At 56.8% G+C, this 25,660-nt stretch carries 21 protein-coding genes; 12 read left to right on the top strand and 9 right to left on the bottom strand.

What is annotated here, in order from left to right:
• Positions 1 to 3: 3 nt before the first annotated feature.
• The 9 genes from citF (at position 4) to folA (ending at position 12,235) form a co-directional block, all read left to right on the top strand.
• On the top strand, positions 4 to 1,530 hold the full coding sequence (gene citF, locus K7H21_RS23760) for a citrate lyase subunit alpha (protein ID WP_112166654.1): 1,527 nt from the start codon (positions 4 to 6) through the stop codon (positions 1,528 to 1,530).
• Between the two features lie 33 nt (positions 1,531 to 1,563).
• Positions 1,564 to 2,457, top strand: a complete 894-nt coding sequence (gene citG / locus K7H21_RS23755; RefSeq protein ID WP_369894326.1) for a triphosphoribosyl-dephospho-CoA synthase CitG — start codon at positions 1,564 to 1,566, stop codon at positions 2,455 to 2,457.
• A gap of 247 nt (positions 2,458 to 2,704) precedes the next feature.
• Positions 2,705 to 3,526: a 4-hydroxy-tetrahydrodipicolinate reductase gene (gene dapB / locus K7H21_RS23750; RefSeq protein WP_004128819.1), complete on the top strand. Its 822-nt coding sequence runs from the start codon at positions 2,705 to 2,707 to the stop codon at positions 3,524 to 3,526.
• Between the two features lie 457 nt (positions 3,527 to 3,983).
• Positions 3,984 to 5,132 (top strand): glutamine-hydrolyzing carbamoyl-phosphate synthase small subunit, encoded by a 1,149-nt coding sequence (carA, locus tag K7H21_RS23745; protein ID WP_004128821.1) that lies wholly within the window; start codon positions 3,984 to 3,986, stop codon positions 5,130 to 5,132.
• Between the two features lie 18 nt (positions 5,133 to 5,150).
• On the top strand, positions 5,151 to 8,375 hold the full coding sequence (gene carB, locus K7H21_RS23740; protein WP_004098519.1) for a carbamoyl-phosphate synthase large subunit: 3,225 nt from the start codon (positions 5,151 to 5,153) through the stop codon (positions 8,373 to 8,375).
• A 390-nt stretch (positions 8,376 to 8,765) separates the two neighbouring features.
• Positions 8,766 to 8,999: a YgdI/YgdR family lipoprotein gene (locus K7H21_RS23735; protein WP_004098521.1), complete on the top strand. Its 234-nt coding sequence runs from the start codon at positions 8,766 to 8,768 to the stop codon at positions 8,997 to 8,999.
• A 167-nt stretch (positions 9,000 to 9,166) separates the two neighbouring features.
• Positions 9,167 to 9,700 (top strand): glutathione-regulated potassium-efflux system oxidoreductase KefF, encoded by a 534-nt coding sequence (kefF, locus tag K7H21_RS23730; RefSeq protein ID WP_004128823.1) that lies wholly within the window; start codon positions 9,167 to 9,169, stop codon positions 9,698 to 9,700.
• Complete coding sequence (kefC, locus tag K7H21_RS23725) at positions 9,693 to 11,558, top strand: glutathione-regulated potassium-efflux system protein KefC (protein WP_004128825.1); 1,866 nt, start codon at positions 9,693 to 9,695, stop codon at positions 11,556 to 11,558. The genes kefF and kefC overlap by 8 nt, the downstream gene beginning before the upstream one ends.
• Before the next feature lie 197 nt (positions 11,559 to 11,755).
• A complete protein-coding gene (gene folA / locus K7H21_RS23720) occupies positions 11,756 to 12,235 on the top strand; it encodes a type 3 dihydrofolate reductase (protein WP_004128826.1) in 480 nt (159 codons plus the stop codon).
• 38 nt (positions 12,236 to 12,273) lie between these two features.
• Here folA and apaH read toward each other — a convergent pair whose 3' ends face one another.
• From apaH to lptD, 6 genes are all read right to left on the bottom strand, one after another.
• Positions 12,274 to 13,122 carry a bis(5'-nucleosyl)-tetraphosphatase (symmetrical) ApaH gene (gene apaH / locus K7H21_RS23715; RefSeq protein ID WP_004128827.1) on the bottom strand — a complete coding sequence of 283 codons (849 nt, stop codon included), beginning with the start codon at positions 13,120 to 13,122 and terminating at the stop codon, positions 12,274 to 12,276.
• A gap of 4 nt (positions 13,123 to 13,126) precedes the next feature.
• Positions 13,127 to 13,504 carry a Co2+/Mg2+ efflux protein ApaG gene (gene apaG, locus K7H21_RS23710; RefSeq protein ID WP_004128828.1) on the bottom strand — a complete coding sequence of 126 codons (378 nt, stop codon included), beginning with the start codon at positions 13,502 to 13,504 and terminating at the stop codon, positions 13,127 to 13,129.
• 2 nt (positions 13,505 to 13,506) lie between these two features.
• Positions 13,507 to 14,328: a 16S rRNA (adenine(1518)-N(6)/adenine(1519)-N(6))-dimethyltransferase RsmA gene (gene rsmA / locus K7H21_RS23705; RefSeq protein ID WP_004098527.1), complete on the bottom strand. Its 822-nt coding sequence runs from the start codon at positions 14,326 to 14,328 to the stop codon at positions 13,507 to 13,509.
• The gene (gene pdxA, locus K7H21_RS23700) at positions 14,325 to 15,305 is read right to left on the bottom strand and encodes a 4-hydroxythreonine-4-phosphate dehydrogenase PdxA (protein WP_087828470.1); all 981 of its coding nucleotides are present in this window, start codon (positions 15,303 to 15,305) and stop codon (positions 14,325 to 14,327) included. Before pdxA ends, rsmA begins: the two co-directional genes overlap by 4 nt.
• A gap of 121 nt (positions 15,306 to 15,426) precedes the next feature.
• The gene (gene surA, locus K7H21_RS23695) at positions 15,427 to 16,713 is read right to left on the bottom strand and encodes a peptidylprolyl isomerase SurA (RefSeq protein ID WP_004128832.1); all 1,287 of its coding nucleotides are present in this window, start codon (positions 16,711 to 16,713) and stop codon (positions 15,427 to 15,429) included.
• A gap of 54 nt (positions 16,714 to 16,767) precedes the next feature.
• The gene (gene lptD / locus K7H21_RS23690) at positions 16,768 to 19,110 is read right to left on the bottom strand and encodes an LPS assembly protein LptD (RefSeq protein WP_032742034.1); all 2,343 of its coding nucleotides are present in this window, start codon (positions 19,108 to 19,110) and stop codon (positions 16,768 to 16,770) included.
• A gap of 244 nt (positions 19,111 to 19,354) precedes the next feature.
• On the opposite strand from lptD, the gene djlA reads away from it, so the two are divergent.
• Positions 19,355 to 20,182, top strand: a complete 828-nt coding sequence (djlA, locus tag K7H21_RS23685) for a co-chaperone DjlA (RefSeq protein WP_049112713.1) — start codon at positions 19,355 to 19,357, stop codon at positions 20,180 to 20,182.
• A gap of 30 nt (positions 20,183 to 20,212) precedes the next feature.
• On the opposite strand, the gene K7H21_RS23680 is transcribed toward djlA, so the two are convergent.
• Positions 20,213 to 20,911 carry a response regulator gene (locus K7H21_RS23680; RefSeq protein WP_004128839.1) on the bottom strand — a complete coding sequence of 233 codons (699 nt, stop codon included), beginning with the start codon at positions 20,909 to 20,911 and terminating at the stop codon, positions 20,213 to 20,215.
• Positions 20,901 to 22,526 (bottom strand): ATP-binding protein, encoded by a 1,626-nt coding sequence (locus K7H21_RS23675; protein WP_004128840.1) that lies wholly within the window; start codon positions 22,524 to 22,526, stop codon positions 20,901 to 20,903. The genes K7H21_RS23680 and K7H21_RS23675 overlap by 11 nt, the downstream gene beginning before the upstream one ends.
• A 322-nt stretch (positions 22,527 to 22,848) precedes the next feature.
• Between K7H21_RS23675 and K7H21_RS23670 the strand changes: the two genes are divergently transcribed.
• On the top strand, positions 22,849 to 24,204 hold the full coding sequence (locus K7H21_RS23670; protein WP_223035402.1) for a 2-hydroxycarboxylate transporter family protein: 1,356 nt from the start codon (positions 22,849 to 22,851) through the stop codon (positions 24,202 to 24,204).
• Between the two features lie 168 nt (positions 24,205 to 24,372).
• Positions 24,373 to 24,912 carry a citrate lyase holo-[acyl-carrier protein] synthase gene (citX, locus tag K7H21_RS23665; RefSeq protein WP_004098536.1) on the top strand — a complete coding sequence of 180 codons (540 nt, stop codon included), beginning with the start codon at positions 24,373 to 24,375 and terminating at the stop codon, positions 24,910 to 24,912.
• 81 nt (positions 24,913 to 24,993) lie between these two features.
• Here citX and rluA read toward each other — a convergent pair whose 3' ends face one another.
• Positions 24,994 to 25,653 (bottom strand): bifunctional tRNA pseudouridine(32) synthase/23S rRNA pseudouridine(746) synthase RluA, encoded by a 660-nt coding sequence (gene rluA, locus K7H21_RS23660; protein WP_004128846.1) that lies wholly within the window; start codon positions 25,651 to 25,653, stop codon positions 24,994 to 24,996.
• Positions 25,654 to 25,660: the final 7 nt, after the last annotated feature.

Here is a 25,660-nt window from a genome sequence, read left to right as displayed (position 1 = left end):
ATAATGAAAGAAACCGTAGCAATGCTTAATCAGCAGTACGTGATGCCGGAAGGATTAGCGCCCTATGCGGGTGTGACGGCGAAAAGCCCGTGGCTGGCCAGTGAAAGCGAAAAGCGCCAACGTAAAATCTGCGCCTCGCTGGAGGAGGCGATTCGCCGTTCGGGCCTGCAAAACGGCATGACCATCTCCTTTCACCACGCCTTTCGCGGCGGCGACAAAGTGATCAATATGGTGATGGCGAAGCTGGCTGAAATGGGTTTTCGCGATCTGACGCTGGCCTCAAGTTCGTTGATCGATGCCCACTGGCCGCTGATTGAGCATATTAAAAATGGCGTGGTCCGCCAGATTTACACCTCCGGCCTGCGCGGTAAACTGGGAGAAGAGATTTCCGCTGGTCTGATGGAAAACCCGGTACAAATCCACTCCCACGGCGGCCGCGCGCATTTAGTACAAACTGGCGAGCTGACCATTGATGTGGCATTTCTTGGCGTGCCCTGTTGCGATGAATATGGCAATGCCAACGGCTTTAGCGGTAAATCCCGCTGCGGCTCGCTGGGTTACGCCAAAGTCGATGCAGAAGCCGCAAAATGCGTGGTGCTACTAACCGAAGAGTGGGTTGATTATCCGAATTACCCGGCGAGCATTGCCCAGGATCAGGTTGATCTGATCGTTCAGGTCGATGAAGTTGGCGATCCGGCAAAAATTACCGCCGGGGCGATCCGGTTGACCAGTAATCCGCGTGAGCTGCTGATCGCGCGCCAGGCAGCCAAAGTGATCGAACACTCAGGCTACTTCAAAGATGGATTCTCTTTGCAAACCGGCACCGGCGGCGCGTCGCTGGCGGTGACTCGATTCCTCGAAGATAAAATGCGTCGCAATGAGATCACCGCCAGCTTTGGTCTGGGTGGGATCACCGGCACGATGGTCGATCTGCATGAAAAGGGCCTGATTAAAGCGCTGCTGGATACTCAGTCCTTCGACGGAGATGCCGCGCGTTCGCTGGCGAATAACCCCAACCATATTGAAATTTCTGCTAACCAATATGCCAACCCAAGCTCTAAAGGTATCGCTTGCGAACGCCTGAATGTGGTGATGCTGAGCGCCCTGGAAATCGATACCGGATTCAACGTTAACGTGATGACTGGTTCTAACGGCGTTCTGCGCGGGGCATCCGGCGGCCACAGCGATACGGCGGCAGGCGCTGATTTAACCATTATCACCGCACCGCTGGTGCGCGGACGCATTCCGTGCGTGGTAGAGAAAGTGCTGACGCGCGTGACGCCGGGCGCCAGCGTAGATGTGCTGGTAACCGATCACGGTATCGCTGTTAACCCGGCTCGTCAGGATCTGATTGATACCCTACGCAATGCCGGTATCCCATTGATGACCATCGAAGAGCTGCAGCAGCGCGCCGAGCTGTTAACCGGTAAACCTGAGCCTATCGAATTTACCGACCGCGTCGTGGCCGTCGTGCGCTATCGCGACGGTTCGGTAATTGATGTGATTCATCAGGTTAAAAACGCCAGCTAACGCACCGAGGAGGAAGGCATGAGCGAAGTGATAATGAGCCAGCAACGCCCGTTGAGCCGTCAAACGGTGGCGGCGGAGGAGATGGTTTCTCGCGTAGAACGGGCGCTGTTGACCGAAGTTCGCCTGACGCCGAAGCCCGGGCTGGTGGATATTCGTAACGCCGGCGCGCATCGGGATATGGATCTCGCCTCCTTTGAGGCCAGCACGGCGGTTGTCGCCCCATGGATGGAGAAGTTTTTCATTATGGGCCACGACACGGCCAATATCATGCCGGAACAGGTGCTGACGATGCTGCGTCCGGTGGGCATGGCCTGCGAGACGGATATGCTGGCTGCCACCGGCGGGGTGAATACCCATCGCGGTGCGATCTTCGCTTTTGGCCTACTCAGCGCGGCGGCGGGAAGGCTGGTGGCCAGAGGGGAGCCAGTTGAGCAGCATCGGGTTTGCGATCAGGTGGCCCGCTTCTGCCGGGGCCTGGTCGGGCGAGAGCTCTCCTCTCCCGAAGGAAAGAAGGTGAGTAAAGGCGAGGGGCATTTCCTGCGCTACGGGCTATCCGGCGCACGGGGCGAAGCGGAAAGCGGCTTTCGCACCGTGCGCACCCAGGCGATGCCGGTATTCAATCGCGTTATGGCGGAGACCGGCGATACCAATCTGGCGTTATTGCAGACCTTGCTGCACCTGATGGCCTGGAATGACGACACCAACCTGGTGTCGCGTGGCGGGCTTGAAGGGCTGAATTTTGTTCAGCAGCAGGCGCAAAGGCTACTGTGGGAAGGTGGTGTGCTGACTGACGGCGGCCTGGAAGCGCTCCGCCAGCTGGATGATGAACTGATTGTCCGCCACCTTAGCCCCGGCGGCAGCGCCGACCTGCTGGCGGTCACCTCGTTCCTGTCCGGTTTCCCGGCCGGGGAGCTGTTCCTGCACTAATCGCTCGCTTTTATCTCGACGGTTCACCCGGATTGGCCAGCAGAGGGCCGATCCGGGGTTGCGGACCGCGCTTGCTCCTTTCTCCTCACTACTCAACGGCAAATTCACGGCACAATCTTATAGTTTTTACTGATATCGGCGGCAGTTTGTCATAAATTTCTAATTATTGGTGTTTTTGAGTAGCGGCCCATCGATGGGCTGGTTACTCTGAAAACAATTTACGTAGTGTTAACAAAAGAGAATAGCTATGCATGATGCACAAATCCGCGTGGCCATCGCGGGCGCGGGCGGCCGGATGGGACGCCAGTTAATTCAGGCGGTACAGCAGATGGACGGCGCGGCGCTTGGCGCGGCGCTGGAACGCGAAGGTTCGTCGCTGCTCGGCAGCGATGCGGGCGAGCTGGCGGGCGTAGGCAAGGCGGGGGTTGTGGTGCAAAGCAGCCTTGAGGCGGTAAAAGACGATTTCGACGTTTTCATCGACTTTACCCGCCCGGAAGGCACGCTGAACCATCTCGCCTTTTGCCGTCAACACGGTAAAGGAATGGTTATCGGCACCACCGGGTTTGACGACGCCGGCAAACAGGCCATTCGCGAGGCTTCGCAGGAGATCGCCATCGTCTTTGCCGCCAACTTCAGCGTTGGGGTCAACGTGATGCTCAAGCTGCTGGAGAAGGCGGCGAAGGTGATGGGCAACTATACCGATATTGAGATTATCGAAGCGCATCATCGCCACAAAGTGGATGCGCCATCGGGTACGGCGCTGGCGATGGGAGAAGCGATTGCCGGTGCGCTGGATAAAGATCTGAAAGCGTGTGCGGTCTACAGTCGCGAAGGCTACACCGGCGAACGTGTTCCCGGCACTATCGGTTTTGCGACCGTCCGCGCCGGGGATATCGTCGGCGAGCACACGGCGATGTTTGCGGATATCGGTGAACGCATTGAAATCAGTCACAAGGCCTCCAGCCGGATGACATTTGCGAATGGCGCCGTACGCTCTGCTTTATGGTTAAAAGGTAAGAAAAACGGCCTTTTTGATATGCGAGATGTGCTTGAACTGAACTCTTTATAATGATTATTACCCATCGTGATGTGGTTATTGCATTCAATAAGTAATTGATTGCAAGGGGCAATGCTTTATTGCCCTTTTTTATTTTTGGTTGTTTAGATGATTTTCATCGTTAAGCGTTCAAAATAGTACGTTATCTATGTTTTTTTTGTTGTTTTATTGTGAATTTTGACCGTCTGGTCTACTTTTTCAATCCCTGCGCTAAGATTCTACAATCATTCTCTTCCGCAAGCGTTTTCCCAGTCTAGTTAGTTGATCTTTTTGCCCATTAAGACCGATATTGCTGAATAGTCGCCTGAAACAAGATTAAAAATATCCGCTTTAAGTTGACTTTTACCGGCCATCTCTCCAGAATGCCGCCGTTTGCCAAAATTCTGCGGGCAACAGATTTGCATTGATTCAGATCTACATTATGAATTAATATGCAAATAAAGTGAGTGGATATTCTATGGAGGGTGTTTTGATTAAGTCAGCGCTATTGGTTCTGGAAGACGGAACCCAGTTTCACGGTCGGGCCATAGGGGCTACCGGCACGGCGGTTGGGGAAGTCGTTTTCAATACTTCAATGACCGGTTATCAAGAAATCCTCACTGATCCTTCCTATTCCCGCCAAATCGTCACTCTAACCTATCCCCATATCGGCAACGTCGGCACCAATGCCGCCGATGAAGAGTCTTCTCAGGTACATGCTCAGGGTCTGGTCATTCGCGATCTGCCGCTGATTGCCAGCAACTTCCGCAATACCGAAGACCTCTCTTCTTATCTGAAGCGCCATAACATCGTGGCGATTGCCGATATTGATACGCGTAAGCTGACCCGTCTGCTGCGTGAAAAAGGCGCGCAGAACGGCTGCATCATCGCCGGCGACAGCCCGGACGCGCAGCTGGCGCTGGAAAAAGCGAAAGCGTTCCCGGGCCTCAACGGTATGGATCTGGCGAAGGAAGTTACGACCGCAGAAACCTACAGCTGGACGCAGGGGAGCTGGACGCTGGCGGGAGACCTGCCGGAAGCCAAAGCGGAAAGCGAGCTGCCGTTCCACGTGGTGGCCTACGATTTCGGCGCCAAGCGCAACATTCTGCGCATGCTGGTCGATCGTGGCTGCCGCCTGACGGTGGTTCCGGCGCAGACCTCCGCCGAAGAGGTGCTGAAGATGAATCCGGACGGTATTTTCCTGTCCAACGGCCCTGGCGACCCGGCGCCTTGTGATTACGCTATCGACGCGATTACGAAGTTCCTGGAAACCGACATTCCAGTATTCGGCATCTGCCTCGGCCATCAGCTGCTGGCGCTGGCGAGCGGTGCAAAGACCGTGAAGATGAAGTTCGGCCACCACGGCGGCAACCATCCGGTAAAAGATATGGATAACAACGTGGTGATGATCACCGCGCAGAACCACGGTTTTGCGGTGGATGAAGCGTCGATGCCCGCTAACCTGCGCGTGACCCACAAGTCGCTGTTCGACGGCACCCTGCAGGGCATTCACCGTACCGACAAACCGGCGTTCAGCTTCCAGGGGCACCCGGAAGCGAGCCCTGGCCCGCACGATGCCGCACCGCTGTTCGACCATTTTATCGAATTAATTGAGCAGTACCGTCAGTCCGCGAAATAATCAGGAGTTAAGAGAGCCATGCCAAAACGTACAGATATAAAAAGCATCCTGATTCTGGGCGCGGGCCCGATTGTTATCGGTCAGGCGTGTGAGTTTGACTACTCCGGCGCCCAGGCGTGTAAAGCGCTGCGCGAAGAGGGTTACCGCGTCATTCTGGTAAACTCTAACCCGGCTACCATCATGACCGACCCGGAAATGGCCGATGCCACCTACATCGAGCCGATTCACTGGGAAGTGGTGCGCAAGATTATTGAGAAAGAGCGTCCGGATGCGGTTCTGCCGACCATGGGCGGCCAGACGGCGCTGAACTGCGCGCTGGAGCTGGAGCGTCAGGGCGTGCTTGAAGAATTCGGCGTGACCATGATTGGCGCGACCGCCGATGCGATTGATAAAGCCGAAGACCGCCGCCGTTTCGACGTGGCGATGAAGAAAATCGGCCTCGACACCGCGCGTTCCGGTATCGCGCATACTATGGAAGAAGCGCTGGCGGTTGCCGCTGACGTTGGTTTCCCATGTATCATCCGTCCCTCTTTTACCATGGGCGGCACCGGCGGTGGTATCGCCTATAACCGCGAAGAGTTCGAAGAGATTTGCGAGCGCGGGCTGGATCTCTCCCCAACCAATGAACTGCTGATTGATGAGTCGCTGATTGGCTGGAAAGAGTACGAGATGGAAGTGGTGCGTGATAAAAACGACAACTGTATCATCGTCTGCTCTATCGAAAACTTTGACGCCATGGGCATCCATACCGGTGACTCCATCACCGTTGCGCCGGCGCAGACCCTGACCGATAAAGAATACCAAATCATGCGTAACGCCTCAATGGCGGTACTGCGTGAAATCGGCGTTGAGACCGGCGGTTCCAACGTTCAGTTCTCGGTGAACCCGAAAGACGGTCGCCTGATCGTTATCGAAATGAACCCGCGCGTATCCCGCTCCTCGGCGCTGGCCTCGAAAGCCACCGGCTTCCCGATTGCCAAGGTCGCGGCGAAGCTGGCGGTAGGTTACACCCTTGATGAGCTGATGAACGATATCACCGGCGGCCGTACCCCGGCGTCGTTTGAGCCGTCCATCGACTACGTCGTGACTAAAATCCCGCGCTTCAACTTCGAAAAATTCGTTGGCGCTAACGATCGCCTGACCACCCAGATGAAATCTGTCGGTGAAGTGATGGCGATTGGCCGCACGCAGCAGGAGTCCCTGCAAAAAGCGCTGCGTGGCCTGGAAGTGGGCGCCACCGGTTTCGATCCGAAGGTGAGCCTTGACGACCCGGAAGCGCTGACCAAGATTCGCCGCGAGCTGAAAGACGCGGGCGCTGAGCGTATCTGGTACATCGCCGATGCCTTCCGCGCCGGCCTGTCCGTCGACGGCGTTTTCAACCTGACCAATATCGACCGCTGGTTCCTGGTGCAGATTGAAGAGCTGGTGCGTCTGGAAGAGAAAGTGGCCGAAGTCGGTATTACCGGCCTCGACGCCGACTTCCTGCGTCAGCTTAAGCGCAAAGGCTTTGCCGATGCGCGTCTGGCGAAGCTGGCGGGCGTGCGCGAAGCGGAAATCCGCAAGCTGCGCGACCAGTACGACCTGCACCCGGTCTACAAGCGTGTGGATACCTGCGCGGCGGAATTCGCCACCGACACCGCCTACATGTACTCCACCTATGAAGACGAGTGCGAAGCGAACCCGTCCGTTGACCGCGATAAAATCATGGTACTCGGCGGCGGCCCGAACCGTATTGGTCAGGGTATCGAGTTTGACTACTGCTGCGTACACGCCTCCCTGGCGCTGCGCGAAGACGGCTATGAGACCATTATGGTCAACTGTAACCCGGAAACCGTCTCCACCGACTACGACACCTCCGACCGTCTCTACTTCGAACCGGTGACGCTGGAAGATGTACTGGAAATCGTGCGTATCGAGAAGCCGAAAGGCGTTATCGTACAGTACGGCGGTCAGACTCCGCTGAAGCTGGCGCGCGCGCTGGAAGCGGCTGGCGTGCCGGTTATCGGTACCAGCCCGGATGCGATTGACCGTGCGGAAGACCGTGAGCGCTTCCAGCATGCGGTTGACCGCCTGAAGCTGAAGCAGCCGGCGAACGCCACTGTGACCGCGATCGAAATGGCTGTCGAAAAAGCGAAAGAGATTGGCTACCCGCTGGTGGTGCGCCCGTCCTACGTTCTCGGCGGTCGCGCGATGGAGATCGTCTATGACGAGATCGACCTGCGCCGTTACTTCCAGACCGCGGTCAGCGTCTCTAACGATGCGCCGGTACTGCTGGACCGTTTCCTTGACGATGCGGTTGAAGTTGACGTTGATGCGATCTGCGACGGCGAAATGGTGCTGATTGGCGGCATCATGGAGCATATCGAGCAGGCGGGCGTGCACTCCGGCGACTCCGCGTGTTCACTGCCGGCCTACACCCTGAGTCAGGAAATTCAGGATGTGATGCGCGAGCAGGTGCAGAAGCTGGCCTTTGAGCTGCAGGTTCGCGGCCTGATGAACGTGCAGTTTGCGGTCAAAAACAACGAAGTCTACCTGATTGAAGTCAACCCGCGCGCGGCGCGTACCGTCCCGTTTGTCTCGAAAGCCACCGGCGTACCGCTGGCGAAAGTCGCGGCGCGCGTGATGGCCGGGAAAACGTTGGCGCAGCAAGGCGTGACCAAAGAAATCATTCCGCCGTACTACTCGGTGAAAGAGGTGGTGCTGCCGTTCAACAAATTCCCGGGCGTTGACCCGCTGTTAGGGCCAGAAATGCGCTCGACCGGTGAAGTGATGGGCGTGGGACGTACCTTTGCGGAAGCCTTCGCCAAGGCGCAGCTGGGCAGCAACTCCACGATGAAGAAACAGGGGCGCGCGTTGCTCTCCGTTCGTGAAGGCGACAAAGAGCGCGTGGTGGATCTGGCGGCAAAACTGCTGAAGTTCGGTTTTGAGCTGGATGCCACTCACGGTACCGCGATTGTGCTGGGCGAAGCCGGCATCAACCCGCGTCTGGTGAACAAGGTGCATGAAGGTCGTCCGCACATTCAGGACCGTATTAAGAATGGCGAATATACCTATATCATCAACACCACCGCAGGTCGTCAGGCGATTGAAGACTCCAAGCTGATTCGCCGCAGTGCGCTGCAGTACAAAGTGCACTATGACACCACGCTGAACGGCGGTTTCGCCACCGCAATGGCGCTGAACGCCAACGCGATGGAGAAGGTGACATCGGTACAAGAAATGCACGCGCAGATTAAAAAGTAATCTCATCTGCCACTAATAGCGCCTCCGGTGGCCAACGCCGGAGGCGCTTTTTTTTTTGCGTGGCGCTAAGCCCGGGCGGAATAAAGTGACGCTCCCCGCGGCGCTGAACGCCGATCAAAAATAGAGGGCCTGGCGCTAACAGGCCACTTCGGAGAGTTCTGGTTTTCTCCCTCGGTTCAGTCAGCTAGCCTAAAGTGGTTAGGGTGATAATTAATATGACTTAGAGCCTATCCCAGTAGGCGTTATTGGCGCAGCCAGTTTGGATACGGACAGCGCGGAGAAACCGGAGCGTACACGTAGTACGTGAGGATTTCGAGCACTGCCCAGGTCCAAAATGGCAAGTGAAATAGTCCTAATGGGATAGGCTCTTAATAACGGGAGAGAAACACGATGCAATATAAACCCCTCACTGCTGCTGTTTTCGCCGCTGCCGCGCTTTTTACCGTCGCTGGCTGCTCATCCAATCAGTCGCTAAAAACGACCGACGGCAAAACCATTGTGACCGATGGCAAGCCGCAGGTGGACGATGATACCGGGCTTGTGTCCTACAAAAATGCCGAGACTGGCCGCACCGAGCAGATCAATCGCGATCAGGTTAAATCGATGGATGAACTGGATAACTAAGCGTTCTCCATGGCCCCGTGCGGCGGGGTCATATCTGGCCTCACCTTTGCGCACATCTGACAGCCCCTCATCCTGAATGAGATTTAAATCACACTTATCATTGTAAGCGATTCGATTAACTGTCTACACTCTTGCTGATTACAACAAGAACTAACGCAGGCTAATCAATGATTCTCATAATTTATGCGCACCCTTATCCGCAGCACTCGCATGCGAATAAGCGGATGCTTGAACAGGCAGGAACGCTTGACGGCGTAGAGATACGCTCCCTCTATCAACTTTATCCCGATTTCAATATCGATATCGCCGCCGAGCAGGCCGCGCTGGCCCGAGCCGATCTGGTTATCTGGCAGCATCCGATGCAGTGGTACAGCGTACCGCCGTTGCTGAAGCTGTGGCTGGATAAGGTACTGGCGCACGGCTGGGCATACGGGCACAACGGTATCGCGCTGCACGGTAAATCGCTAATGTGGGCGGTCACCACCGGCGGCGGCGAAAGCCACTTTGATATCGGTTCCTTCCCCGGTTTCGACGTGCTGGCGCAGCCGCTGCAGGCCACCGCGCTGTATTGCGGCATGAAATGGCTGCCGCCGTTCGCGATGCATTGCACTTTTATCTGCGATGATGAAACCCTTCAGGCGCAGGCGCGCCGCTATCGTCAACGCTTAATCGAATGGCAGGAGGCGCACAACCATGGATAGCCATACGCTGATACAGGCGCTGATCTATTTAGGATCCGCTGCGCTAATTGTGCCGATTGCCGTACGTCTTGGACTGGGGTCGGTACTCGGCTATTTAATTGCTGGCTGTATTATTGGCCCGTGGGGGCTGCGGCTGGTCACCGACGCCGAGTCGATTCTGCACTTTGCCGAAATCGGCGTGGTGCTGATGCTTTTTGTCATCGGCCTGGAGTTGGATCCCCAACGACTGTGGAAACTGCGCGCCTCGGTGTTCGGCGGCGGGGCGCTGCAGATGGTCGTCTGCGGCGTGCTGATCGGCCTGTTCTGCATGTCGCTTGGTCTGCGCTGGCAGGTTGCCGAGCTGATTGGTATGACCCTGGCGCTCTCCTCAACGGCGATCGCCATGCAGGCGATGAACGAACGTAACCTGACGGTTACGCAACTGGGCCGCAGCGCTTTCGCGGTGCTGCTGTTTCAGGATATCGCGGCCATTCCTCTGGTGGCGATGATCCCGCTGCTGGCGGCAAGCGGCGGCTCGACGACCTTGGGCGCGTTTGCGCTCTCGGCGCTGAAAGTAGCGGGCGCGCTGGCGCTGGTGGTGGCGCTCGGACGTTATCTGACCCGGCCTATGCTGCGTTTTGTCGCGCGCTCCGGGCTGCGCGAAGTCTTCAGCGCCGTGGCCCTGTTCCTGGTATTTGGCTTCGGACTGCTGCTGGAAGAGGTCGGGCTGTCGATGGCGATGGGGGCCTTCCTCGCCGGGGTGCTGCTGGCGAGCTCGGAGTACCGCCACGCCCTGGAGAGCGATATTGAACCGTTTAAGGGGCTGCTGCTGGGGCTGTTTTTTATCGGCGTCGGCATGTCTATCGACTTCGGTACCCTGGTCACTCATCCGCTGCGGATCCTGATTTTGCTGGTGGGATTCCTGGTGATTAAGTCCCTGATGCTGTGGCTGATCGCCAGGCCGTTAGGCGTACCTCGCGCCCAGCGCCGCTGGTTTGCGGTGCTGCTGGGGCAGGGGAGTGAATTCGCCTTTGTGGTCTTCGGCGCGGCGCAGATGGCCGATGTCCTGGACGGCGAATGGGCGAAGGCGTTGACCCTGGCGGTGGCGCTATCGATGGCTGCCACGCCAATCTTGCTGGTGTTGCTGACCCGTCTGGAGAAATCCGCCAGCGGCCAGGAGCGCGAAGCCGATGAAATTGATGAAGAGCAGCCGCGGGTGATTATCGCCGGCTTCGGTCGTTACGGGCAGATTGCCGGCCGCGTGCTGCTCTCCAGCGGCGTGAAGATGGTGATCCTCGATCACGATCCTGACCATGTCGATACCCTGCGTAAGTTTGATATGAAGGTGTTCTACGGCGATGCGACGCGGGTTGACCTGCTGGAATCGGCGGGGGCGGAAAAAGCGGAAGTGCTGATTAACGCCATCGACGATCCGCAGACGAACCTGCAGCTGGCGGAGCTGGCAAAAGAGCATTTCCCACATCTGCAGATCATCTCCCGCGCCCGCGATGTCGATCATTATATTAAGCTGCGCCAGGCCGGAGTCGAAGCGCCGGAGCGCGAAACCTTTGAAGCTGCGCTGAAGTCCGGGCGTATGACGCTGGAGGCGCTGGGCCTCGGCGCCTATGAGGCCCGGGAACGCGCCGACCTGTTCCGCCGTTTCAACCTGCAAATGGTTGAAGAGATGGTGGCGATGGCGGAAAACGATGCGGCTTCGCGGGTGGCGGTGTTCAAACGTACCAGCGATATGCTGACTGGCATTATTAACGAGGACCGCAATCATTTATCGCTGGTTCAGCGTCACGGCTGGCAGGGGACGGAAGAGGGACGGCATACCGGCGACATCGCTGATGAACCGGAGAATAAGCCCTCGGTATAGGGTAAATTCAGGGTGTTACGTTAGCTTTACAAGTAACATTTTGTTTTCAATTTAAATCCTGTTCTGGCGGCTCACGGGGCTTACGTGGGCTCGCCAGCAAAACTTAAAATTTTCTGATTCTTTACCCTTTGCCCAGTCGACGAAGTATTACGCTTTCCGTATAGTGGCGACAATTTTTTGCATTCGGGAATTATTTAATGATCAGTCTGATTGCGGCGTTAGCGGTAGATCGCGTCATTGGTATGGAAAACGCCATGCCATGGAACCTGCCTGCCGATCTCGCCTGGTTTAAGCGCAATACCTTAAACAAACCGGTAGTGATGGGACGTCTTACCTGGGAATCCATCGGTCGTCCGTTACCGGGACGTAAAAATATCGTGATTAGCAGCCAGCCCGGCACCGACGAGCGCGTGGAGTGGGTCAAATCGGTCGATGAAGCTATTGCCGCCTGCGGCGACGTGGAAGAGATGATGGTGATCGGCGGCGGTCGCGTGTATGAGCAGTTCCTGCCGAAAGCACACAAGCTCTATCTGACGCATATTGATGCGGAAGTGGAGGGCGATACTCATTTCCCGGATTACGACCCGGACGAGTGGGAGTCGGTATTCAGCGAGTTCCACGATGCCGATGCGCAGAATTCCCATAGCTACTGCTTCGAGATTCTGGAGCGCCGCTAAAGCTTTCCCCGGTGGCTTAGCCCACCGGGGGACTATCTTCAGGAGGCGATTGCCTCATCCCCATCAAGATTTACCTGCCGGTTTGATGGCTGCGTAAAATATGTCTTATCTTCCCAGCGCAGGCAGGTCAGATCGCCGCCCCAGCAGCAGCCGGTATCCAGCGCGTAAATACCTTCCGGCGTGCCTTTTCCTTCCAGTGAAGCCCAATGACCGAAGGCAATACTGTACTCGTTGGCCACCGGTCCGGGAATGGCAAACCACGGCTTGAGCGGCGCGGGGGCGTTTTCCGGCGCCTCTTTGGCGTACATATCCAACTGCCCGTTCGGGAAGCAGTAGCGCATGCGGGTAAAGGCGTTGGAGATAAAGCGCAGACGCGCCAGGCCGCTGAGCTCGTTACTCCAGTTGTTCGGCATATCGCCGTACATCGCGTCGAGGAAGAACGGATAGGAGTCGCTGGCGAGCACGGCTTCCACATCGCGGGCGCACTGTTTGGCGGTTTCCAGATCCCATTGCGGGGTGATCCCGGCATGGGCCATGACCAGCTTTTTCTCTTCATCGATTTGCATCATTGGCTGACGACGCAGCCAGTTGAGCAGATCGTCGGCATCCGGTGCCTCGAGTAGCGATTTCAGCCGATCTTTGGGTTTATTGCGGCTAATGCCCGCAAAGACCGCCAGCAGGTGCAGGTCATGATTGCCCAGGACGATGCGAACGCTATCGCCAAGCTGTTTCACGAAACGCAGCACTTCCAGAGAACCGGGGCCGCGCGCGACCAGGTCGCCCGTGAGCCACAGCGTATCAACCTCAGGGTTAAACTCCACCTGCTCTAATAATGCGATCAGTTCATCGTAGCAACCGTGAACGTCGCCAATAAGGTATGTAGACATTGTTTTAATGGATGAGGGTTGGTACTGCGAGACGGAAAACAGGGACTTCAATGGAGAACGGCGCGCCGTTCACATCGATCATCTCATAATGTCCCTGCATGGTGCCCAGCGGCGTTTCAATGACCGCGCCGCTGGTATATTGATACTCACCGCCAGCGGGAATATGCGGCTGCTCGCCGACAACCCCTTCACCCTGGACTTCGGTCTCGCGACCGTGGCCGTTGGTGATAAGCCAGTAGCGGCCAAGAAGCTGAACCTGAGTTCGCCCCAGATTGCGAATGGTGACGGTATAAGCAAAGACGTAACGCTCTTCTTCCGGAGAAGATTGCGATTCGATATAGACGCTTTGTACCTGCACACATACTCGGGGCGAATTAATCATGGTTAGCTCTCCTTGGTGGGCGCGTTCTCAGATAACCAGTTAGCTAGCTGACAGTACTGCGCCACGGAAATATTCTCTGCGCGCTTCGCCGGGTCGATACCCAGTTCGGTCAGAACCTCAACGCTGAACAGGTTGCCGAGGCTGTTGCGGATCGTTTTCCGACGCTGGTTAAACGCTTCTGTCGTGATACGGCTCAGTACGCGTACTTCTTTCACCGGATGCGGCAGCGTGCGGTAAGGCACCAGACGCACTACGGCGGAATCGACTTTAGGCGGCGGCGTAAAGGCGCTCGGCGGCACTTCAAGTACCGGGATGATCTGGCAGTAGTACTGCGCCATTACGCTTAACCGACCATACGCCTTACTGTTCGGCCCGGCAACCAGGCGATTGACGACCTCTTTTTGCAGCATAAAGTGCATATCGGCAATGGCATCAGTATAGCTGAACAGATGGAACATCAGCGGGGTCGAGATATTGTACGGCAGGTTGCCGAAGACGCGCAGCGGCTGGCCCATGCTCTGCGACAGCTCACCAAAGTTCATGGTCATCGCATCCTGCTGATAAATCGTCAGCTTAGGTCCGAGGAACGGATGTGTTTGCAGACGAGCGGCCAGGTCGCGGTCCAGCTCGATAACGGTGAGCTGGTCGAGGCGTTCGCCAACCGGTTCGGTCAGCGCGGCGAGGCCGGGGCCGATTTCAACAATCGCCTGGCCTTTTTGTGGATTGATGGCCGAGACAATGCTGTCGATCACAAATTGATCGTTGAGAAAGTTTTGCCCGAAGCGTTTACGGGCTAAGTGGCCCTGATGGACTCGATTATTCATTGAGTATTAACAATCATTTTAATGGCGAGATTAAGCGCCGTGATAAAACTGCCGACTTCCGCTTTCCCCTGGCCCGCAAGTTCAAGCGCGGTGCCGTGGTCAACGGAAGTGCGAATAAATGGTAAACCGAGCGTAATATTCACGCCGCGGCCAAAGCCCTGGTATTTTAGCACGGGCAGGCCCTGATCGTGATACATCGCGAGCACGGCATCGGCATGGTCGAGATATTTCGGCTGAAACAGGGTATCCGCCGGCAGCGGGCCGCTGAGATTCATGCCCTTCGCGCGCATCTCTTCGAGCACCGGAATGATGGTATCGATCTCTTCCGTCCCCATATGGCCGCCTTCGCCGGCGTGCGGGTTCAGGCCGCAAACCAGCACGTGCGGGTTGCTGATGCCAAATTTGGTGCGCAGATCGTGATCCAGGATAGTGATGATTTCCCGCAGCAGCTCAGGGGTAATCGCATCGCTTATCGCTTTTAGCGGCAGGTGAGTGGTCACCAGCGCCACGCGCAGCGCTTCCGTCGCCAGCATCATCACCACTTTACTGGCCTGCGAGCGCTCTTCAAAGAACTCGGTATGACCGGTAAATGCGATCCCCGCATCGTTAATAATGCCCTTGTGCACCGGACCGGTAATCAGCGCGGCGAACTCGCCGTTCAGGCAACCATCGCAGGCGCGGGCCAGCGTGTCCACTACGTAGCTGCCGTTGCTGACGTTGAGCACGCCCGGTTCAACCGGTGCGTTGAGCGCGACGTGGAGAAGCGTCAGGGTGCCTGCGCGCTGCGGCGTAGCGGGGGCGGAGGGGTCGTAAGGCAGAAGCGCTAAAGGAAGACCGAGCAGCTTCGCCCGGTCGGATAACAGAGCGCCATCGGCGCAGATCACCAGCTCTACCGGCCAGTCGCGCTGCGCAAGCTGCACAACGAGGTCGGGGCCAATCCCGGCGGGTTCACCGGGAGTGATAACAACTCGATTCATACACTTCATCCTTCAGGCGGTCTCTTACTGGCTGCGCTTCGTCGCCCCCGTCAGAGACCGGGGCGATTTGCTCAGCCGCCTCGATACACCCTGAGTGATGTTGTGTATGAGGCTAATGCGATTAGTTGCTCAGAACCTTCACGTAGGCGCTGGCGCGCTGTTCCTGCATCCAGGTCGCCGCTTCCTCAGAGAACTTACGGTTCATCAGCATGCGATAAGCGCGATCTTTCTGCGCGGCGTCGGTTCTGTCGACGTTGCGGGTATCCAGCAGCTCAATCAGGTGCCAGCCGAAGGAGGAGTGAACCGGAGCGCTGGTCTGGCCTTTATTGAGGCGCAGAATGGCGTCGCGGAAAGCCGGATCGAAGATATCCGGCGTCGCCCAACCTAAATCGCCGCCCTGGTTGGCAGAGCCCGGATCTTCAGAGAACTCTTTCGCCGCTTTGGCAAACGTGGTTTTCCCGCTCTTGATGTCAGCCGCGATCTGCTCCAGCTTCGCCCGAGCCTGATCGTCGTTCATGATCGGCGACGGTTTCAGCAGGATGTGGCGGGCGTGAACTTCGGTCACGGAGATATTCTGGCTGCCGCCGCGCATATCGTTAATTTTCAGGATATGGAAGCCAACGCCGGAGCGTATTGGGCCGACGATATCGCCTTTTTTCGCGGTGCTCAGCGCCTGGGCGAAGATGCCCGGCAGCTCCTGAATCCGGCCCCAGCCCATCTGGCCGCCTTTCAGCGCCTGCTGGTCAGCAGAGTAGGTGATAGCCAGCTTGCCGAAGTTCGCACCGCTGCGCGCCTGCTCAACCACGGAGTTTGCCTGGTCCTGAGCTTCAGCAACCTGCTCAGAAGTCGGGTTTTCCGGCAGCGGGATCAGGATGTGGCTGAGGTTCAGTTCGGTACTGGCGTCGTTCTGATCGCCGATCTGTTTTGCCAGAGTTTCAACTTCCTGCGGCAGAACGGTGATGCGACGACGAACTTCATTGTTACGCACTTCCGAAATAATCATCTCTTTACGAATCTGATTACGGTAGGTGTTGTAGTTAATGCCGTCATAGGCCAGACGGCTACGCATCTGATCCATGGTCATGTTGTTCTGTTTTGCAATGTTGGCGATCGCCTGGTCGAGCTGATCGTCAGAGATCTTCACGCCCATTTTCTGGCCCATTTGCAGGACAATCTGGTCCATGATTAGACGTTCAAGGATCTGATGACGCAGGGTGGCGTCATCCGGCAGCTGCTGCCCGGCCTGGCCGGCGTTAAGTTTTACCGATTGCATCAAGCCATCGACGTCGCTTTCCAGAACAACGCCATTATTGACGACAGCCGCTACTTTATCGACAACCTGTGGGGCAGCGAAACTGGTATTCGCGATCATGGCGATACCGAGAAGCAGCGTTTTCCAGTTCTTCATACTTTTTCCATTTCAATTAACCGCAATTGCGGATTACGTTTTAAACCAGCCACATCACAGGGAGCTCTGGTACGGTAAAATGTTCGAACGCAGCATCTGCTGGGTGCCGAGACCGTAATTGGAGCTCAGGCCGCGCAGCTCAATGTTAAAGCCGAAAGTGTTGTCGTATTTGCTTTCGCTGCTGCTGTTATCCCAGCCGTTGATCTTACGTTCATAGCCGACGCGGATAGCGTAGCAGCAGGAGCTATACTGAACCCCTAACATCTGGTTCGCTGACTTTCTGGTATTCGTGTCGTAGTAATACGCGCCGACGACTGCCCAACGATCGACGATTGGCCAGCTGGCGGTCATCCCCACCTGCGAGATACCATCTTTGTACTGCTTAGCGGTGGAATAAGACGGCAGGGTCGCCTGAATGTATTCCGGGCTCGCATAACGATAGTTAAGTTGTACTAAACGGTTTTCGTCGCGACGGTATTCCACGGTTCCGCTGCCGGTAGCGACGTTATCCAGACGCGTATCGTACTGAATTCCCCCGCGTAAACCCCAGTCGTCGGTGATGCGCCAGTAAGTATCGCCAGCCCATACCAGTGAACCTCGCGTGTCGTTGTTCTCCCAGTTGATGTTGTCGTCACCGGTACGTGCCTCGGTGAAATAGTAGATTTGACCAACGGAAATATTAAAACGTTCAACGGCGGCGGCATCATAAACGCGAGATGTGACGCCGGTGGAGACCTGATTGGCGGAAGCTATACGATCGAGACCGCTGTAGGTGCGGTCGCGGAACAGGCCGCTGTAGTCCGATTGCAGCAGCGTTGAGTCGTAGCTGCCGATCTTGCTTTGGTCGCGATAAGGGATATACAGATACTGCATCCGCGGTTCAAGCGTCTGGGTATAGTTCTCCTGCATATCACGCTCGAAAACCATTTTGCCATCGACTTTAAACTGCGGCATCACGCGGTTAACGGAGTCTTTATAATCGGTACCGTTGGCCGCGTTGTAGTCGTCAAGGTTGCTTTGCTGGTAATGGGTTGCCAGCAGTTTGGCCTCAGTATTGATGCTTCCCCAACCGTTAGACAGCGGCAGGTTGATGGTTGGCTCGAAGTGAACGCGCGTCGCTTCCGGCATTCTGCTGTTCGAGTTAACAAAATGCACCGCCTGGCCATAAAGATGGGTATCAAACGGGCCGACATCGTTCTGGTAATAGTTCACGTCCAGCTGCGGCTCGGCGGAATAGGCATTGCTTGAGTCGCGGTCAAAGACCTGGAACTGCTTGGTCGATACGGTGGCGTCAAAGTTCTGATTAGCGTAGCCGGCGCTGAGTTTCTGCGTGGCGTAGCCATCGGTACTGGAACCGTATTTCGAGCTGAAGTCGTTAAAGTAGTCCGGATCGCTGACTTTGGTGTAATCGGCGTTGAAGCGCCATACCTGGTCTACGACGCCGGAATGGTTCCAGTAGAACAGCCAACGGCGGCTATTGGAGTCGCCTGAGTGATCGTCCTGGTAGATTTTATCCGAAGGCAGGTAATCGAACTCGATTAAACCGGTTCCTGCTTTGGTCAGATAGCGGAATTCGTTCTCCCACATGACGCCGCCGCGCTTGCTCATATAGTGCGGCGTCAGCGTGGCGTCGAAGTTCGGGGCGATGTTCCAGTAGTAAGGAAGATAGAACTCCGCGCCGTTTTTGGTGCTGTATTTGGCGTTGGGGATCAGGAAGCCCGAACGACGCTTGTCACCCACCGGCAGCTGCAGGTAAGGGCTGTAAAAAATCGGCACGGAACCGAGCTTGAAGCGGGCGTTCCAGATCTCAGCGACCTGTTCTTCGCGGTCGTGGATAACTTCACTGCCGACCACGCTCCAGGTGTCAGAGCCGGGCAGACACGAGGTGAAGCTGCCGTTTTCTAAAATGGTGTAGCGGTTTTCGCCGCGCTGTTTCATCAGGTCAGCGGTACCGCGTCCCTGACGGCCAACCATTTGGTAATCGCCCTGCCAGACGTTGGTATCTTTGGTGTTCAGGTTCGACCAGGCTTTCGGCCCTTTGAGGATCACCTGATTGTCGTCATAGTGAACGTTGCCGAGGGCATCAACTGTACGCACCGGCTGCGGCTGACCGGCGGCCTGCTGCTGGTGAAGCTGAACTTCATCGGCCTGCAGTCGGCTGTTCCCCTGATTGATATCAACGTTGCCGGTAAATACGGCGTTATCAGGATAGTTGCCTTTCGCATGATCGGCATCGATCGTCACCGGCAGGTCGTTGGGTTTCCCTTCAACCAGAGGACGATTGTAGCTTGGTACGCCAAGCATACACTGCGTGGCGAGATCGGCAGCGAGGCCCTGTTGGCTATACAAGGCGCTGGCAATCATGGTGGCCAGGAGGCTGGGAATACGTTTTTTCATACGTTGTATTTGTTGTTCCGTCATCGTGTGGCAGCGGCTTGCAAACGGTCAGAGCCTAACGTACTCGTCTAAATCGCGCTAGTGTTAATCCTGCCCGTTTACTTCCCGAGCGTTAGGCACCGTGTAGAATGACGAGTATGATAAAGCAAATTATAGGCTATGTCCCACAATTGACCGAGGCGTAAACGCTTTGTAACGTGCGGTCAGATATAGCTTAACTGGCGGCAGAGAGATTGGGGAGTCTATGCAGTATTTGGGTAAAATAATTGGCGTTGCGGTTGCGTTGATGATGGGGGGCGGCTTCTGGGGCGTGGTGCTGGGGTTCTTAGTCGGGCATATGTTTGACCGCGCGCGCAGTCGCCGGCTGAATGTCTTCGCCAACCAGCAGGAGCGCCAGTCGCTGTTCTTCTCCACCACTTTTGAAGTGATGGGGCATCTGACCAAATCGAAAGGACGCGTCACTGAAGCCGATATTCATGTCGCCAATTTGCTGATGGATCGCATGAATCTGCATGGCGAAGCGCGTACCGCGGCGCAGCACGCGTTTCGGGTAGGGAAATCAGATGATTATCCGCTGCGTGAGAAAATGCGTCAGCTGCGCAGCGTCTGTTTTGGGCGTTTTGATTTAATTCGGATGTTTCTGGAAATTCAGTTGCAGGCGGCTTTCGCCGACGGTGAACTGCATCCCAACGAACGTGATGTGCTGTTTGTCATTGCCGATGAACTGGGTATCTCCCGGGCTCAGTTCGAGCAGTTCCTGCGCATGATGCAGGGCGGGGCGCAGTTTGGCGGTGGTTCGCAGCAGCATTCATACGGGCAGCGCGGCGGCAACGCTGGCTGGCAGCAGGCGCAGCGCGGGCCAACCCTGGAAGATGCCTGCAATGTGCTGGGGGTTAAAACGACCGACGATGCCGCTACCGTCAAGCGCGCCTATCGTAAGCTGATGAGCGAACACCATCCGGATAAGCTGGTGGCGAAAGGGTTACCGCCGGAAATGATGGAGATGGCTAAGCAGAAAGCGCAGGAGATCCAGAAAGCCTGGGAGCTGGTTAAAGAGCAGCGCGGCTTCTGAACGACCGGCCTCTCCCGGGCGGGAGAGGCGTCACGATGCGCTGGCGGCGCGGCGGTACATGCGCCGCGGATGGCCTATCTTGCCGTACAGCATTTCCACCTGCAGAAAGCCGATTTCCACGCAGTGCTCCAGATAGCGCCGGGCCGTGGTTTTGCTCAATCCAGCCTCGCTCACCACGTCATCTACCGAAAAGCAGCGCGCTTCTTCGCCGGTAAACAGACTCTGCACCAGCGCCAGCGTTTTTTCTTCAATACCTTTACTGCCGCTATCGGCTCGGTAGTTTTTAGCCTGCAACTGATACAGCGAATCCACGTTCTGCTGGTCGACAATCTTCCATTCGCGCTGCTGGTCGTAGAACTGCACGAACCGTTCAAGGGACTGGCTCAGGCGTTTCCACGACACCGGTTTGAGAATGTAGTCGAAGGCGCCGTTGCGGATCGCCTGGCTACAGGTTTCCATATCGCTGGCGGCGGTGATAAAGATCACCGAGCAGCTAGCGTGGGCCATGGTAGGATCGTTCATCAGGGTGACCCCTTTGCCGTCCGGCAGGTAGTTATCCAGCAGCACCAGCTGCGGCGGCCTGGCATTGAGTATCTGCCGCGCCTGGGCGAGAGAAGCCGCCGTGCCCGCCAGTCGCATACGCGGGTGTTTCTGGATAAGCTCGGCGTGCAGCCGCGCCAGTTCGCTTTCATCTTCAACGATCAGGACATCGACCAGGTCATGATGCATAGTGCGTCTCTTCTTGCGGATGGGCTGGCCCGCTGGCGGGAATAAACAGCGTGAAAATCGCCCCGCGCGGCGCGTTGTCGGCCACTTCAATCGTACCGCCAGCCTGGGTGACATAGCGCTCAATAAGATACAGTCCAATACCGTGATCGCCCCGGGTTTTGGTGGTGACGCCGCGTTCAAAGATATGCTCGCGGATCTCCGGGCGAATACCGACGCCGCGATCGGCGACTTCAATCATTAATTCCCTGGCGTTGAGCTGAATCAGGATCTCTACCGGTTCGTGCGGCAGTTCGGCGCGCTGGGTGGCCTCAATGGCGTTATCCAGCAGATTACCGATGATAGAGATAAGCTCGGACTCTATCAATGATGGCAGCGGGCGGTCGATGCGGCAGGCCGGGTCAAAGCTCAGCTCAACTCCTTTTTCCCGCGCGCGGGCGGCTTTACCCAGCAGCAGGCCGCACAGGGTCGGCGAATTAAAGTGCGAGGAGATAAAGTCCAGCAGCTCCTGGGCATGCTCCGACTGCGCCTGAATATAGCGAATTGCCTCATCATAGTGGCCCATATGCAGCAGGCCGGAGAGGGTCGTCATCCGGTTGAGCTGTTCATGGCGCATGATGCGCAGATTATCAACGTAGCGTTTTACCTGGCTGAGCTGGGCGCTCAGGGAGTTGATTTCATCGCGGTCGCGGAAGGTGATCACCCAGCCCTGGAGCGAATTCTCCAGCATGATTCGCACCCGGCTGGCGAGTACCGTCAGCTGATTAAAACGGCACAGCTCGTCGTGGGTATCGCTTTCGAACATCTCTCCGCCGGCGAAAAACGGCTGCGGGGTAATGACGCTATCGATCGACTTACCGCGCAGCTGGTGCGCGGGCTGGCTCAGTCCGAGCAGGCTGCGGGCGGCGTGGTTTATCACTTCGATACGCCGGTGATGGTCAATCACAATCACCCCTTCGTATATCGACTCCATCATCGCTTTTTGCTGACGCACCAGCAGGCCGATTTCCCGCGGCTCCAGCGAGAAGATTTGTTTCTTAATGCTGCGGGTGAAGTACCAGGAAAAGGTAAACAGCGCGATAAGTAGCAGCACCGCGGCGATGAAGATATTGATGACTTTTGCCAGCGTGATGCTGTCGAGATAGCTGGTGAGGTAGCCGACGGAGACAATGCCAACGACCCGACCCGCGTCATCGAAAATGGGCGCTTTGCTGCGCAGAGAAATACCGAGTCCCCCTTTGCGGATGGTGGTCGTGCTTTTCCCCTCAAGTACCGACTGGTTATCGCCGCCAACCAGCCGCGTGCCGACCCACTCCGGATGGACAGAGTGAAACAGATGCACGCCCCGCTTATCGCCAATGACGATAAAACTGGCGTCGCTGTGGGCGGCGATATTTTGCATAAAAGGCTTTATCGCCAGCGCGTCTTCACGCGCCACCTGCTGACGTAAATCCGGCATCAGCGCGATTTCTTCTGCCTGTATTTTCGCGCGGGCGCTCATTTCCTGATAAAGCTGATGGCTGGCGTCGAAATAGTAATACACGCCCAGCAGCGCAAACAGCACTGAGAAAAAAGCGACCAGCGAAATGAACAGCTTAAACTGAAATGAAACCTTCATAAGTATAATGCACAGTATCAGGGATACGGCAGCGTATCTTTTTTTCGCTGCCGGCATCGTGGCTGAGGGAAACCGGTGAACGTCACAAGAGTGTCCGGCAACCACAATTATCCGCTGGCGGGGAATTTATCAAGGTTAATCAGGCGCTGGATTTAAAAACCTTAAAAACCACGGTAATAAATCAGAGCGGTTTCACAATAATAATAGAAACCATAAAAACCATAGTGACCATTAAAACTTCTTTTTTAATCTGCCGATCCTCACATTAACTCCGCGCGTGGCCCTCTAACCTGAAAAGTAATAATAACCAGAGGGCTTAATTATGAGCACCACAGACAATGCATTCTCTGCAACCATCGACCCTATTAATACGCCGAAACCCGCGCTTAAGCAGCGCTGGTGGCATATCCTCGATAACTGGAAAGTCGTTATTATCCCGCTGCCGCTCTTTCTGCTGGCCGGTGGCCTGATCGCGCTGGACTGTCTGGGCGGCAAGCTGCCGAGCGATATCGTCGTGATGGTGGCGACGCTGGCCTTTTTCGGCTTTGCCTGCGGCGAATTCGGTAAACGCCTGCCGGTACTCGGCAAGCTCGGCGCGGCGGCCATCTGCGCGACCTTCATCCCTTCTGCGCTGGTGCATTACGGCCTGCTGCCGGAGGTGGTGGTGGAGTCGACCACCAAATTCTATAAGTCGACCAACATTCTTTACCTTTATATCTGCTGCATTATCGTCGGCAGCATTATGAGCATGAACCGCACCACGCTGATTCAGGGTTTTCTGCGGATTTTCTTCCCGATGCTGTGCGGCGAAATCGTCGGCATGGTGGTCGGCGTCGGCGTCGGTACCGCCCTGGGGCTGGAGCCGTTTCAGGTGTTCTTCTTTATCGTCCTGCCGATCATGGCCGGCGGCGTCGGCGAGGGGGCGATTCCGCTGTCGATTGGCTACGCCGCGCTGATGCATATGGATCAGGGCGTTGCGCTCGGGCGCGTGCTGCCGATGGTGATGCTGGGCAGCCTGACGGCGATTGTGATCGCCGGCTGTTTAAACCAACTGGGCAAGCGTTTCCCGCATTTGACCGGCGAGGGGCAACTGATGCCTAACCGCCGCAACGAGACGCACCGCGAAACGCCCGCCGAGGGCAAAATGGAGGTGACGACGCTGGCCTCCGGCGCGCTATTGGCGGTGCTGCTCTATATGTTGGGTATGCTTGGCCAGAAGACCATCGGCCTGCCCGCGCCGGTGGGCATGCTGTTCCTCGCGGTGCTGCTGAAGTTGGTAAACGGCGTCTCTCCGCGCCTGCAGGAGGGCTCGCAGATGGTGTATAAGTTCTTCCGCACGGCGGTGACCTATCCGATTCTGTTTGCCGTCGGCGTGGCGATCACGCCATGGCAGGAGCTGGTCAACGCCTTTACCCTTACCAATTTGCTGGTGATTATCAGCACCGTATCGGCGCTGGTGGCGACCGGTTTCCTGGTCGGCAAAAAGATTGGCATGCACCCGATTGACGTGGCGATTGTCTCCTGCTGCCAGAGCGGCCAGGGCGGTACCGGCGATGTGGCGATTCTGACATCCGGCAACCGCATGAACCTGATGCCGTTCGCCCAGATCGCAACCCGGATCGGCGGCGCGATTAATGTTTCGCTGGGTCTGCTGTTCCTCAGTCATTTTTTGGCCTGATTTAACTTTTTTATAACCGCTAAGTCTGCTTTTTCGTGCTAAATGGCGCAGAAAATATCTGCGCCCCGTCTCCAAAACAGGGATCGTTTAGCGATACAATCAGCGCCATTATTCGCGACTGCGACGGCAGCCTGTCCGCTGCCTTTTATTAAGTGAGGAGAAAAACAAATGTCAGTGGATACTCTCGCCCGTGAGGGCGTAAGCATGGAAGCGCTGCTGGCGGCGAAAGAGCAGCGCGCCGCGCGCCAGGCCGACTGGTTAGCCCATTATCAGCGGCCGGTGATTTCGCTGACCCTGGTGACGCCGGGCGCGGTGAAAGACAGCATTCGCTACCGTAATATGATGGGCGTGGCGCTGCAGGCCTGCGATCAGATGCTGTGGAAACACCGCTGGCAGACGCTGGATCGCCAGGTGCTGTGGCTGCCGACCGGGCCGGAAGCGCTGTGGTGCGTCGATCACGCCGCCAGTGAAATCAAAGCCTTCTGTACCGATCTTGAGCATACTCATCCGCTGGGCCGCCTGTGGGATATTGACGTGATTTGCCCGAAAAATGGTCTGGTGGGCCGTCAGTCAATGGGGGAGAACCAGCGCCGCTGCCTGCTGTGCGACGAGCCCGCGCACGCCTGCGCGCGCAGCCGCCGTCATGACACCGGGCAGGTTGTGGCCCGCGTTGAGCAGATGATTGATGCGTGGTTTGCCCGCGACTGACGCCCGTTTTTCGCGGCATTGATGAGCGAGGAGTAGCCCGGGTGAGCCGCTGGCGGCACGACCCGGGACAGAGATAAACGGTCAGAAGTCGATCGGCGCGCGGAAGGTCATCGAATTACCGAAAGCGGGATGGGTGATGGTCAGCGTTTCGGCGTGCAGCAGCAGACGCGGCGCCATCGCCAGCGCTTCCGGCGACGCATAAAAGCGGTCGCCGAGAATCGGATGGCCCAGCGCCAGCATATGTACGCGCAGCTGATGCGAACGCCCGGTAATCGGCTTCAGGCGCACGCGGGCGGTGTTGTCCGCCGCGAACTCCAGCACTTCATACTCGGTTTGCGCCGCTTTGCCGGTTTCGTAACACACCTTCTGCTTTGGCCGGTTCGGCCAGTCGCAAATCAGCGGTAAATCCACCAGACCTTCCGCTTTTTCCGGATGCCCCCAGACGCGGGCGACATACTGTTTTTTCGGCTCGCGTTCGCGGAACTGCCGCTTTAGCTCGCGCTCTGCCGCTTTGGTCAGGGCCACCACAATCACGCCGCTGGTCGCCATATCCAGCCGGTGCACCGATTCGGCCTGCGGGAAGTCGCGCTGAACGCGCGCCATCACGCTGTCTTTGTGCTCCTCAAGCCGGCCCGGCACGGACAACAGGCCGCTAGGCTTGTTGACCACCATAATGTGCTCATCCTGGTAAAGAATAACCAGCCAGGGATCCTGCGGCGGATTGTAGTTTTCCATCGCCATATTCGCG

It is taken from the genome of Klebsiella sp. CTHL.F3a, assembly GCF_019890895.1.
Lineage (GTDB): Bacteria > Pseudomonadota > Gammaproteobacteria > Enterobacterales > Enterobacteriaceae > Klebsiella > Klebsiella grimontii.
This window is presented reverse-complemented; position numbering and strand designations above follow the sequence as displayed.

Bases quoted from the DNA above. Each gene is read 5' to 3' on its own strand.
- K7H21_RS23675 (WP_004128840.1), bottom strand. From the start codon at position 22,526: ATGAAGGTTTCATTTCAGTTTAAGCTGTTCATTTCGCTGGTCGCTTTT.
- rsmA (WP_004098527.1), bottom strand. From the start codon at position 14,328: ATGAATAATCGAGTCCATCAGGGCCACTTAGCCCGTAAACGCTTCGGG.
- K7H21_RS23670 (WP_223035402.1), top strand. From the start codon at position 22,849: ATGAGCACCACAGACAATGCATTCTCTGCAACCATCGACCCTATTAAT.
- kefC (WP_004128825.1), top strand. From the start codon at position 9,693: ATGGATAGCCATACGCTGATACAGGCGCTGATCTATTTAGGATCCGCT.
- K7H21_RS23735 (WP_004098521.1), top strand. From the start codon at position 8,766: ATGCAATATAAACCCCTCACTGCTGCTGTTTTCGCCGCTGCCGCGCTT.
- apaH (WP_004128827.1), bottom strand. From the start codon at position 13,122: ATGTCTACATACCTTATTGGCGACGTTCACGGTTGCTACGATGAACTG.
- citX (WP_004098536.1), top strand. From the start codon at position 24,373: ATGTCAGTGGATACTCTCGCCCGTGAGGGCGTAAGCATGGAAGCGCTG.
- lptD (WP_032742034.1), bottom strand. From the start codon at position 19,110: ATGAAAAAACGTATTCCCAGCCTCCTGGCCACCATGATTGCCAGCGCC.
- folA (WP_004128826.1), top strand. From the start codon at position 11,756: ATGATCAGTCTGATTGCGGCGTTAGCGGTAGATCGCGTCATTGGTATG.
- citG (WP_369894326.1), top strand. From the start codon at position 1,564: ATGAGCCAGCAACGCCCGTTGAGCCGTCAAACGGTGGCGGCGGAGGAG.
- K7H21_RS23680 (WP_004128839.1), bottom strand. From the start codon at position 20,911: ATGCATCATGACCTGGTCGATGTCCTGATCGTTGAAGATGAAAGCGAA.
- rluA (WP_004128846.1), bottom strand. From the start codon at position 25,653: ATGGCGATGGAAAACTACAATCCGCCGCAGGATCCCTGGCTGGTTATT.
- citF (WP_112166654.1), top strand. From the start codon at position 4: ATGAAAGAAACCGTAGCAATGCTTAATCAGCAGTACGTGATGCCGGAA.
- kefF (WP_004128823.1), top strand. From the start codon at position 9,167: ATGATTCTCATAATTTATGCGCACCCTTATCCGCAGCACTCGCATGCG.
- djlA (WP_049112713.1), top strand. From the start codon at position 19,355: ATGCAGTATTTGGGTAAAATAATTGGCGTTGCGGTTGCGTTGATGATG.
- dapB (WP_004128819.1), top strand. From the start codon at position 2,705: ATGCATGATGCACAAATCCGCGTGGCCATCGCGGGCGCGGGCGGCCGG.
- apaG (WP_004128828.1), bottom strand. From the start codon at position 13,504: ATGATTAATTCGCCCCGAGTATGTGTGCAGGTACAAAGCGTCTATATC.
- pdxA (WP_087828470.1), bottom strand. From the start codon at position 15,305: ATGAATCGAGTTGTTATCACTCCCGGTGAACCCGCCGGGATTGGCCCC.
- carB (WP_004098519.1), top strand. From the start codon at position 5,151: ATGCCAAAACGTACAGATATAAAAAGCATCCTGATTCTGGGCGCGGGC.
- surA (WP_004128832.1), bottom strand. From the start codon at position 16,713: ATGAAGAACTGGAAAACGCTGCTTCTCGGTATCGCCATGATCGCGAAT.